This window comes from Peribacillus huizhouensis (genome assembly GCF_014138605.1).
In the GTDB taxonomy this organism is placed as follows: Bacteria; Bacillota; Bacilli; order Bacillales; family DSM-1321; genus Peribacillus; species Peribacillus huizhouensis.
Window position 1 is genome coordinate 20,091 of record NZ_JACJHX010000028.1, and the last position, 11,534, is coordinate 31,624.

The 11,534-nt window shown below is 36.9% G+C and carries 12 protein-coding genes; 1 reads left to right on the top strand and 11 read right to left on the bottom strand.

Going from position 1 to position 11,534, the window contains the following annotated elements; translation table 11 throughout:
• Positions 1-411: 411 nt before the first annotated feature.
• Entirely contained in the window at positions 412-2,409 is a 1,998-nt protein-coding gene (gene metG, locus HNP81_RS22025; RefSeq protein WP_182504023.1) for a methionine--tRNA ligase, read from the bottom strand.
• Between the two features lie 1,059 nt (positions 2,410-3,468).
• On the opposite strand from metG, the gene abrB reads away from it, so the two are divergent.
• Positions 3,469-3,756 carry a transition state genes transcriptional regulator AbrB gene (gene abrB / locus HNP81_RS22030; protein ID WP_028390533.1) on the top strand — a complete coding sequence of 96 codons (288 nt, stop codon included), beginning with the start codon at positions 3,469-3,471 and terminating at the stop codon, positions 3,754-3,756.
• 84 nt (positions 3,757-3,840) lie between these two features.
• Here abrB and rsmI read toward each other — a convergent pair whose 3' ends face one another.
• The 10 genes from rsmI to HNP81_RS22080 all read right to left on the bottom strand — a co-directional run bounded on the left by rsmI (position 3,841) and on the right by HNP81_RS22080 (position 11,272).
• Positions 3,841-4,719, bottom strand: a complete 879-nt coding sequence (rsmI, locus tag HNP81_RS22035) for a 16S rRNA (cytidine(1402)-2'-O)-methyltransferase (RefSeq protein ID WP_182504024.1) — start codon at positions 4,717-4,719, stop codon at positions 3,841-3,843.
• On the bottom strand, positions 4,697-4,978 hold the full coding sequence (locus tag HNP81_RS22040; protein ID WP_182504025.1) for a GIY-YIG nuclease family protein: 282 nt from the start codon (positions 4,976-4,978) through the stop codon (positions 4,697-4,699). The genes rsmI and HNP81_RS22040 overlap by 23 nt, the downstream gene beginning before the upstream one ends.
• Complete coding sequence (locus HNP81_RS22045) at positions 4,965-5,708, bottom strand: tRNA1(Val) (adenine(37)-N6)-methyltransferase (RefSeq protein ID WP_182504026.1); 744 nt, start codon at positions 5,706-5,708, stop codon at positions 4,965-4,967. Before HNP81_RS22045 ends, HNP81_RS22040 begins: the two co-directional genes overlap by 14 nt.
• A 175-nt stretch (positions 5,709-5,883) precedes the next feature.
• Complete coding sequence (gene yabA / locus HNP81_RS22050; RefSeq protein ID WP_028390537.1) at positions 5,884-6,255, bottom strand: DNA replication initiation control protein YabA; 372 nt, start codon at positions 6,253-6,255, stop codon at positions 5,884-5,886.
• 17 nt (positions 6,256-6,272) lie between these two features.
• Entirely contained in the window at positions 6,273-7,100 is an 828-nt protein-coding gene (gene ricT / locus HNP81_RS22055) for a competence/sporulation regulator complex protein RicT (protein ID WP_028390538.1), read from the bottom strand.
• Positions 7,093-8,100, bottom strand: coding sequence for a DNA polymerase III subunit delta' (gene holB / locus HNP81_RS22060; RefSeq protein WP_182504027.1), 1,008 nt, complete (start codon positions 8,098-8,100; stop codon positions 7,093-7,095). The genes ricT and holB overlap by 8 nt, the downstream gene beginning before the upstream one ends.
• Before the next feature lie 147 nt (positions 8,101-8,247).
• Entirely contained in the window at positions 8,248-8,577 is a 330-nt protein-coding gene (darA, locus tag HNP81_RS22065; protein ID WP_028390540.1) for a cyclic di-AMP receptor DarA, read from the bottom strand.
• 188 nt (positions 8,578-8,765) lie between these two features.
• Positions 8,766-9,407 carry a dTMP kinase gene (gene tmk / locus HNP81_RS22070; RefSeq protein WP_028390541.1) on the bottom strand — a complete coding sequence of 214 codons (642 nt, stop codon included), beginning with the start codon at positions 9,405-9,407 and terminating at the stop codon, positions 8,766-8,768.
• A gap of 63 nt (positions 9,408-9,470) precedes the next feature.
• Positions 9,471-10,895: an aminotransferase class I/II-fold pyridoxal phosphate-dependent enzyme gene (locus HNP81_RS22075; protein WP_182504028.1), complete on the bottom strand. Its 1,425-nt coding sequence runs from the start codon at positions 10,893-10,895 to the stop codon at positions 9,471-9,473.
• Between the two features lie 179 nt (positions 10,896-11,074).
• Entirely contained in the window at positions 11,075-11,272 is a 198-nt protein-coding gene (locus HNP81_RS22080; RefSeq protein ID WP_182504030.1) for a sigma factor G inhibitor Gin, read from the bottom strand.
• Positions 11,273-11,534: the final 262 nt, after the last annotated feature.

The window sequence follows — 11,534 nt, forward strand, 5'->3', positions numbered from 1 at the left end:
CTAAATGATTGGCCATATTAGTAAATCTTGAAGCCCCGTCCCCCATGTCCTTCACACTAAAACGCAAGAAAAACTCCTTTTATTTTACAAATCTTTTTTATCTTTGCAAACAGACTTTCTTTTCATCTGTAGTTTATCAAATACTTTTTTTATTATACTATACGAGTCCTATTCTTTTTAGCGATAGCCCATGGGTAAAATTATGATTGATAATAAGGTGAAACGTCAATCAGTTGGGGCATAACTACCCGTTAATGCAGAATATGAATATTGCTCTTTTGCTAGAGCCTCATGACTAATCTTTCATAAAATATATATCCAAAATCATTAGCGTTATACATCATAAAAAAATGAAAAAAATAGCATAAAAATGTTTCACATGGAACATTTTTATGCTATTTATGATTATTATTATTTTACTTTTGAACCATTTGGCAATGCATCAGGAACTGTTGCTACTGAAAGCTTTCCTTCACCGCTTCCTGCTAGAATCATCCCTTGTGATAATTCACCACGCAACTTCACAGGTTTGAGATTTGTTACACAAATTACTTTTTTTCCTACTAATTCTTCTGGCGTATAATATTGGGCAATTCCAGAGACGACTTGTCGCTTTTCATATCCTAGATCAAGCTGTAACTTCAGCAATTTGTCCGCTTTCTTAACAGGTTCCACTTCCAAAACTTGTGCAACACGTAATTCCACTTTCATGAAGTCATCAATAGTAATTTCATCTACTTCGGGAATCTCTTCTACTTTCGATTCTTCTTTCTTCGCTTCTGGTTGAGGAGCACTTCCTTGCATTTGCTCTTTAATAAACTCTATTTCTTCCTGCATTTCAAGACGTGGGAAGATAGGATCGCCTTTTTCAACCTTTGTTTGCGCTGGAATAAGACCAAATTTCTCTAAACTATCCCATGACTTTATTGTTTCGTTTGTAATAGTTAATTGATTAAAAATCTTCTCTGGTGTTTTTGTTAAAAACGGCATTAATAAAATAGCTGTTCTTCTTAACGTCTCAGCTAAATGCACCATTACACTTGCCAATTCTTCACGCTTGCCATCATCTTTCGCTAGTACCCACGGCTGTGTTTCATCAATGTATTTATTCGTTCTGCTTACTAGCTGCCAGATTCCAGAGAGTGCCACTGAAAACTCCATTTTCTCCATGGCTTCTTCATAGCTAACTACTGTATTTTCATTTGCTTCAAGCAAAGATTTATCAAATTCTCCAATAGAACCTTTATACTCAGGAATCACTCCATCAAAATACTTTTCAATCATCGCAACGGTACGATTCAGTAAATTACCTAAATCATTTGCTAAGTCAAAATTAATTCGTTCTACAAAGCCTTCTGGAGTAAACACTCCGTCAGAACCGAAAGGAACTTCACGAAGCAGATAGTAACGAAGTGCGTCTAGTCCGTAGCGGTCAATTAATGTTACTGGGTCGACTACATTTCCTTTCGATTTTGACATTTTTCCATCTTTCATTAGCAACCACCCATGCGCGAACACCTTCTTAGGAAGTGGAATATCAAGTGCCATTAACATGATTGGCCAATAGATCGTATGGAAACGCACAATTTCCTTCCCAACCAGATGAACATCTGCCGGCCAATAGTTTAGATAGTTTGAATCATCTTCTGTTCCATATCCTAGTGCGGTAATATAATTAGAAAGCGCATCAATCCAAACATAAATGACATGTTTAGGATCGCCTGGTACTTTAACTCCCCAATCAAAGGTTGTACGAGAAACAGCTAAATCCTCTAAACCTGGTTTAATAAAGTTATTAATCATTTCATTTTTACGTGATTCAGGTTGAATAAATTCAGGGTTTTCTTCGTAATATTTCAAAAGTCGATCTGCATATTTCCCCATCTTAAAGAAATAAGATTCTTCTTTCACTAATTCTACTGGATGGCCGCTATCTGGGCTCTTCCCTCCGATAACTTTTCCATTTTCTTTAATCGGGTCGACTAATTGAAGCTCAGTATAGAAAGTTTCATCTGGAACAGAATACCAACCCTCATACTGGTCTAAGTAAATATCTCCTTGATCAAGTAATCGTTTAAATATTTTCTCTACCACATCCTTATGACGAGTTTCCGTAGTTCGAATAAAGTCATCATAGGATATATCAAGCTTCGTCCATAAATCTTTAATTCCAGAAACAATAGTATCCACGTATTCCTGTGGGGTAACTCCTTGTTCCTCAGCTTTTCTTTGAATCTTTTGTCCATGCTCATCTGTACCTGTTAAATACATAACATCGAATCCACGCATACGCTTGTAACGAGCCATTGCATCACCAGCTACCGTTGTATAGGCATGTCCAATATGTAAATTCCCACTTGGATAATAGATTGGGGTTGTAATATAAAATGTCTTCAGTTTTTCTTCCATTGTTTTTTCCTCCTATCATATGTAAATCCTTAAATGATGTTCACTACCTTAGTTTTTAACCTATACCTCTATATTACCTTATCTCACCATAAGAGCGATAAAGAAAATCTATTGAGATTAACTTTTAATAGAGACAAAGTTACAGAATTTAATCGGTTAGGGCTTTTTGTATAAAGGACATGGGGATGGGCCCCGCGACTTACTAATATCTATATATCAGGGATACTGATTTATTGAGAAAGCATCCAAAATTCCAGCTTCACACCGCCACCATTGAGATTAGGCGAGTATAGCGTGCTTCGTGATATATCCTTCATGATAAGTGGTAACGTTTTAACGCCATATTCCTCTTTATGAAAGAAAATCAATATGGCCTTGAAAACTTATACAAAAGTTAAAATCTATATAAAAGGTCTATATTCACAAAGCTTAATAGCATGATCAGTTGTTGGCTCCTAATATTAATTAGGCTCCGCAACACTAAATGACAGCTTTTTAAACGTGAGTTTTTCTTATTGTCAGCATTACCTCTTATACCCAAAGAATATACCTAAAATCACTAACAATCGCAACTCATTTCCCAATCCAAACATCTTACTAACAATAGGATTATCCATTACTGTTTTCTTTCAATCGGTAAATTGTTACTGATTGAAAAAATCTAAAAATTTTTACTATTGATTTCCTTTAATTAACATTTTCTCTTGTGTTTTAAATTTGTGAAGAAGTATAATGAGAAAAGGGTAAATAATCATATTTTTAAAGAATTTTACATAAGGTATTTTGTCGAATTATGTCGAAATGAAGAATAAAGCGAAAGGATAAAATGTAATCATATTTTCATTCCTTTGTCATTCATTCAGATAACTGTTTTCAATAAATCCTTAAGTTTAACCTGTTTTTTTTTAGTTTTTTTCAAAAAAATGTATAAACCTAAATAAAAGGATTGACGAATTTGGGAATGGCTGGTATTATAATATTTATAAAAATTGTCGAATATTGACGAATAGAGATAAAAGGTACTAGAATACTATAATAATTGAGAGGAGATTTTCATATATGAAATCTACAGGAATTGTACGTAAAGTTGACGAATTAGGGCGGGTAGTAATTCCAATCGAATTACGCCGTACATTGGGAATTGCAGAAAAAGATGCTTTGGAGATCTACGTAGATGATGAGCGCATTATTTTGAAAAAATACAAGCCTAATATGACTTGCCAAGTTACTGGCGAAGTTTCTGATAATAATTTAACTCTTGCTAACGGCAAATTAATTCTTAGCCGCGAAGGTGCAGAACTACTTATTAAAGAAATTCAACAAAATATGCAATTAGAAACTGTTTGATTCCTTTTTGCACTTTTAAGAAGGCTTCCTTGGGAGAAGCCTTCTTTTTTATTGACCCATTTGGAGTAATTCGCGATGGTTATGTTACCCATTTACATGATAAGCTTGATATACATCTCTTTTCTGTACACCTCGATCTATTGCAGTCTGTTTGATAGCATCTTTTGAGCTAAGCTGTTTTTCATCGATATAATATTGAACATGCTCAGCAAGCTCCATACTTTGCCACCATACTTCTTCTGCTTGTTCCTCTACAAATTCTGCCCCTTCAATAATCAGGCAGAACTCGCCCCTTATTTCATTTTCAACAGCCCATATTTGTGCTTCGTCTAACGTACCTCTAATAAATTCCTCAAATTTCTTAGTCAGCTCTCGACATAGAACAATTTTTCTATTTCCGAGCACTTCACGCATATGTTTTAACGTATCTTTTAACCGGTGCGGCGATTCATAGACAATCCATGTTGCCTCCATCTTCTTTAACTTCTCCAACTCCTTTTTCTTTTCTTTTGCATTTCGTTGCAAAAAGCCATAAAAGTAAAAAGGCTGTGGAACTAGTCCTGAAGCAATTAAAGCAGTAAGCGCAGCATTTGCACCTGGTAATGGTATAACCGGTATACGCTGTTCTAGTGCTTCTTGGACGAGTTCGAACCCAGGGTCTGATATAGTTGGCATCCCCGCATCACTTACTAACGCAATCGTCTGCCCTGTCAGAAGCCGCTCAATCATCTGCTTCCCACTCGCTTGTTTATTATGTTCATGATAACTAATGACTTGTGTTTCGATTTCAAAGTAATTACAAAGCTTTCTTGTATTCCTTGTATCTTCAGCAGCAATAACGTCTGCTTCCTTTAGAATCTTTAAAGCTCTGTAGCTTATATCCTCCAAATTCCCAATCGGAGTTGGCACTAAATATAAAACGGATTGCTGTCCTTCCTTTTCAAAGCTTTTCTGTTGCCACATCTACATTCTCCTTGCCTACAATTTTTTCTTTTTGTTTTCGAGATAACTGCTTAAATCGATACTCCGCCTGCATTGCTTCCGTTTTTCTTGGATACGATTCAAAATAGACAAGCTTTACCGGCCCGCGGCCTCGTGTGTATTTAGCACCCTTTCCTTCATTATGAAGCATTATCCTTTTTTCTAAATCATTTGTATATCCCGCATAATAACTATGGTCCCGACACTCAAGAACATAGAAGATATGATTATTCTTCTCCATATAAAATCCTTCTAACCTCAGGAGTATACATATTATCCTCATCGTATACGACAAGCGGTGGCAAAACTTTTAAATCAGGACTTCCATCCTTAATCCCTTCTATTAAAATAGTGTTCGCCTCTTTCTTTGCTTTCGGATAAACAAATTGTAAACGTTTTGGTTCCAACCGATGCTTTCTCATTAAACTAAGAATATCCATCAGCCTTCCTGGACGGTGAACAAAGGCCGCCTTTCCTCCCTGACGTAACAATTGGCTTGTATTCTGAACGACATCTTCTAGTGTACACATAATTTCATGTCGTGCTATCGCAAAGTGTTCATTCCGATTAATTTCTTCTTGCGATGGTGTTGGAAAATAAGGGGGATTACATGTAACAACGTCAAATTTATCATTCCCAATTTCTTTTGGGTATACTTTGATATCGCCATGTATCATTTGAATCTGTTCAGAAAGACCGTTATATTGAATGCTTCGCTCAGCCATATTAAATAATCGTTCCTGTATTTCAACCCCGGTTATCTTTGCCTTTGTTCTTGTGCTAAGTAAAAGGGGAATCACCCCATTACCTGAACAAAGATCAACAATTCTCCCCTTTTGAATCGGGATATTTACGAATTTCGACAAAAGAACCGCATCAAGAGAAAATGAAAATACACTTGGGCTCTGAATAATTCTCAAATTTTCTGCCAATAAATGATCGAGGCGCTCATCACCAATTAATTCTGTCATCTTTTCCACTCCAGTTTCAAATCTTTATAGAAATATTGTTTATATAACGAAAAAAGGGCTGTCCCAAAAGGTTCGGACCTCACACTCTATACATCGTTTATTATGTCATTTACACATCATAAACAATATAGTAGTTGTGGATCTCGATCCTTTCTATATGGGACAGCCGCTAAGCTTACTTTTTATTCAAAAAGGACAGACAAAACAAACAATCGCCCTCTTTTCTCAGGCTACCAAAATGCAAATTACAAATATGGAAGCCTTCTTGATATAAACGAGCTAGATTATCATAACCTTCGCCGACATCCACTGTCTTATCATCAGGGCTTTCTTTCCGTACCTTTGCTTTGGTTTTATCTTTTGTAGAAGGGCTAGGATTCTCTCCAAGGTTTAGACGCCTGCGCAAATGTTCATTCTCAAGCTTAATAGATTGATTATCCTCAAGAATCTCAGCAAGATGTTGCTTCAATTCCCCAAGCTGTGTATATAAATGACCAATTTGGGCTTCCATGCTCGTTACTGATTCAAATATATCTTTCTTATCCATGCTTTCCCACCACCTTGTTAATCTGTGGCTTGAATAGAAACGGCTCCCTCGTTTAGAATCTCATCTAACGTAAACTCTAATACTCTATTCTGTTCGACTAATTCAACTTGAAGAACTCGTTCTAGAATATTAAGCCCCACTACCTTGCCTTTTCCATTTGGTGTCCGAATCATTTCACCTAAGTCAGGAAGCAATTCTTTCGCATTTTCATACTCATCATTTTCATATTTAAGACAACACATCAAACGTCCGCATAACCCTGAGATTTTGGTCGGATTAAGCGATAAATTTTGATCTTTGGCCATCTTAATAGACACTGGTTCAAAATCGCCGAGGAATGTTGAACAACAGAGCATCCTGCCACATGGTCCTATTCCTCCCAGCATCTTCGCTTCATCTCTAACACCAATTTGGCGTAATTCAATTCGCGTTCTAAAAATGGCAGCAAGATCTTTTACTAAGTCACGAAAATCTACCCGACCATCTGCAGTGAAATAAAAAACAACCTTATTGCGATCAAATGTATATTCGACATCAACCAGTTTCATATCAAGCTGATGTTCTTCAACCTTTTTACAACATGTATCATAAGCTTCAATAGCAGCAGACTTATTTTCCTCGACAATTAGCTTGTCCTTCACGTCAGCAACTCGAAGTACTTTCTTCAATGGCAGTACAACGTCGTTCTCGTCTACTTGTTTCCTTTCCGTAACAACTTTGCCGAATTCTACTCCACGCACAGTTTCTACGATAACGAAATCATCCTTTGGAATGATAAGCTCGCCTGGATCAAAGTAGTATATTTTGCCCGCCTTTTTAAAACGGACCCCTACAACATTATACAAATGATGACCCCTCCTGCAAATTCAGCACAAGCTGTTCCATTAACAGCTGCGGATTTGTATTGGACATTAGCTTCCGTTTTGCTTCCAAAATAGAACTCATCTGCTCAGCCAATCGCCTTTGAGTAAGATGAAGGGCGCGCGACTCCAATTCCTCCCGTAAATTTTGAAAGACAACCTGGTCACGTCTATCCAACTGAATATATAATAAATCCTTATAAATAAGAAATAAAAGATCTAAACCACGGTCCAGTTGATCTCTTTCTTTAAAGTGTGTAAACCACTCCTGCTGAAGAAATAGCAAAGCCTTCAGTGAATTTGTATTTAACACTTGATATAATTTTACCACTATTTTTTGGGATTGTGCAAACCATTCCTCTGACCCCATCAGGATTCCCTCTTCAAAGTTCTGCGTTAGGTGAGATATAATAGATGACTTTTGCATATCCAATCCATGATTCAGTAATCTTTTCTTTACCATTTCTGGCGACAATGGTTTAAAGGATAAGGTTTGGCATCTTGATAAAATGGTAGGTAAAATTCGTTGTATTTGTTCGGTCATTAATATAGCAACCGTGTCTTGAGCAGGCTCCTCTAAAAACTTCAACAAACTATTTGCAGCCTGTACAGACATTTTATCGGCACTTATAACTAAATAAATTTTTCGTTTTGACTCTACACCCTTTTTAGAAAATTCCTCTTGGAGATTTTTAATTTGATCCTTTTTTATTGAAAGCCCATCCGGTTCAATAAAATGGACATCGGGATGATTTCCACTCATAATCCGTTTACAGTGACTGCATTGATTACATGGTTCTAAGTCATCTTTCAATTCTTCACAAAGCAGGCTTTTCGCAAAAAGCATCCCCATTTCTTTCTTACCTGTACCCTTCTCCCCATCAAAGAGATACGCATGGGCAACCCTATGCCGGAGAATACTATTCTTCAGCATTCCAGTAATTTGTGGCTGTAGTTCAAATAGATCCTTCCAGGTTTGTGTCAAAACAAATCAACTCTCTTACATCTATAAAATAAAGAAACTTTATCCCGCATTAACGGAAAGTCAAAACACCCTCCTCAAGGCTTAAAGGAAGTGTAGGTGGGGGATGGAACCCCCACTGATCGAAATTTCACTTTATGATTTAAAACTTTAAAATTGTAAAAACTGTTCAATCGGTAATACAAAAACCGTTGCTCCCCCAACTTGAATTTCAACTGGGTAGGGTACGTATGAATCTGCATTCCCTCCCATTGGAGACACAGGTGCGACCAGCTGTTCGCGAGATTGGCAGTTTTTCTTAATGACTTCTAATGCTTTATCTACGCGATAGTCATCTGTACCAATCATAAATGTCGTATTCCCTGATTTTAAGAAACCACCTGTACTCGCAAGTTTGGTTGCTCTAAAATTATGATCTACGAGCTCTGTAAGTAGTCTTTGGCTATCTTTATCCTGTACAATTGCAATAATCATTTTCATGCCTATCATCCTCCATTGCAGTTGTTTGGTCGAGGAGCAGACCATTTTCTCTTAATTATAACAATTATTTATACCCTTAACAGTGATTATTAGGCATTTTTTTATGCTACTTGTACTGGACACCCAAATTTATTAAAAAAAGAAAGCGAGCAGTTCAATTACTTAAACAGACGCTTTCATAAATATTATTATTGGATACGTTCCTTGATGAATTCAATTACTTTCTTCTTAGTCGTAGCGATGACAGTTTCTAAAGGCTGCTCGGCATCGACGATATAAAATCTTTCTTTAAAGCGTTCCATAATGATTTGGTAGCCTTCTCTCACTTTTTCATGAAATTGTAACTCTTCCATATCAAGACGATTGACTTCGCGTTCCTGATTATTATGGACGCGTTTGAGCCCTAAAGCCGGATCAATATCAAAATATATTGTAAGCTCAGGCATAACCCCTGCTATCGCAAACTGGTTTATATTATATACTTCATCAATACTTAATCCTCTTGCATGGCCTTGATAAGCAAGAGAGCTATCAATAAAACGATCACAAAGAACAATCACGCCACGATCCAAAGCAGGCATAACCTTTTCTACTAGATGCTGCCTTCTTGCAGCTGCGTATAATAAGGCCTCAGTTCTTCCGTCCATTTCTGTATTATCTTTATTTAAGATGACTTCTCTAATTTGTTCAGATATAGGAATTCCACCCGGCTCTCTTGTAATAGCCACCTGATATCCAGCATCAGTCAGTTCATCTCTTAGCTTATGAAGAACCGTTGTTTTACCTGCCCCTTCAGGACCTTCAAACGTAATAAATATTCCACGACTCATGCTTATTTTACCTCCAGCCAAACTTGTTTAACTATGTAAGTATACCATCTCAAACTAAAAAGGTCATACGTAAACCAAAAGCTTTCCATTCCTCAATTCACTTCCACCATGAAACCTTGATCCATCCATGATGATCTGTTCTAAATATTGTATTTGTTCTTCGGTTATGCGTTCCCCCATCATTATTAGTGGAATTCCTGGAGGATAGGGTGTGACCATTTCAGCAGCAATCATCCCCATGCTCTTTTGAAATGAAATAAACTGCATTTTTCTTTTCTTCATTTTTGGATAAGTTAAGGCCAGGGGAGTAATCAAGCCACTTTGCTTATAAACCAGATCATTCTTTACTTCTCCTTTTCCAACGCATACTACATCTGCAATCACGGATGCAATATTTTGAAAATATTCTGAGCTGTTTTCTTTCATTAACGGGAGGACAAGCAAGACATTCTTATGATCTGCAAGCTCTGTAAACACACCTTTTTCTTCTAATCGATGTTGAAATTCAAAGCCTGTTATATTTTCATGAGACCGTATCGTTATTTTCAAGGGATCGAGCATATCCTTTTTTAGCAATTCAATATGACGGATTTCGTCTAATTCTTTTCGAAATCCAAGAATATTCTTCATCAAATTAGTTTTATCATTCTCCCCAAAGGAAGCCAAATAAAACCGTGCTAAATCTAATGATGCCATGATCGGATATGAAGGACTGCTAGTCTGAAGCATTTGTAAATAGAATTCTACTTTCTCTCGTACTATCAAAGAGCTATTTATATGTAAATATGACCCCATTGTCATCGCTGGAAGGGTTTTATGGGCTGAATGGACAACAATATCAGCACCAGCCTCAATTGCACTTTGGGGGAATGGATCTCCAAGACTAAGGTGAGCACCATGTGCTTCATCTACTAATACAGGGATCCGCTTTGAGTGCGCAAACTCTATAATCTCACTCAAGCCCCCACAATGTCCATAATAGGTAGGATGCGTAACAATAATCGCCTTCGTCTGTGGATATAACCTAAATGCCTCTTTAACTGACTCAAGTTGCAGCCCTTCAGAGATTCCCCAATCCTCATCAACTTTTGGCTCTATAAAAACGGGTTTTACAGAAGCCAGCATTAAACCATTTAAAACAGATTTATGACAATTCCTCTGAACAAGTACCGTCTCGCCTTCATTAAGGCTGCCAAGAATCATAGCCATATTTCCCACAGTTGATCCATTTACAAGGAAATAACTATTCCTAACACCATAAAGACAAGCCAACAAATTCTGTGCCTCTAATATCGGTCCTTCAGGTGCATGAAGATCATCCAATCCACTAATCTCTGTAACATCAATAGAGAGCAATGGATCGAATAATGATCGAGCTCTCTCTGCAAAAACCATTCCATTTTTATGCCCTGGTACATGAAATGACCTTGTCTGCTTTTCTTTATGACGGATAAGCGCATCAAACAACGGTGTATTTTCTTGATTCATACTATTACCTCTCTACTATTATCTTATCCTCTCATTTTATCAAAGATTACTATTACAACATAATGATACATGATTTGCATTTTCCTACATGCACTTAAGCTATGTAATCTATTTCTCAAGCAGGTATAGAGGCCACTTAATTCGCCTCAATACCTACCTATATTTAAATGATTGAATCCTTACGAATAAATTTCCGGCGTTTTCACTTTTTTTAACCGTTGTAAGTAATACTTGTACCTTGGATCATCTGTCTCCGTTCCAATCATATCTAGCTCACATTGTTTACAAATGAAAGAAGTATATAAGTGTATTCCATCATCTTTAACCTGATCACACACAATGCAGGTTTCCTCTGTATTCTTCTTTATTGTGCTCATTTCCAAACTATCCACCTCCCTATTTGCATTCTCCCCCCAAAAACACTATTGTATACAATTTTCAAAACAGTGTGAGAGATACTGATTCATTTGCCTATAATAATGTATGAAAGAGTTTTTCAATGTGTGTATGTCTACCTATTTTATTTTCCTTTAGAACAAAAAAGAGACCAGCTATAAATAGCTGATCTCTTAGATTGCTTGGCGGCGTCCTACTCTCACAGGGGGAAACCCCCAACTACCATCGGCGCTAAAGAGCTTA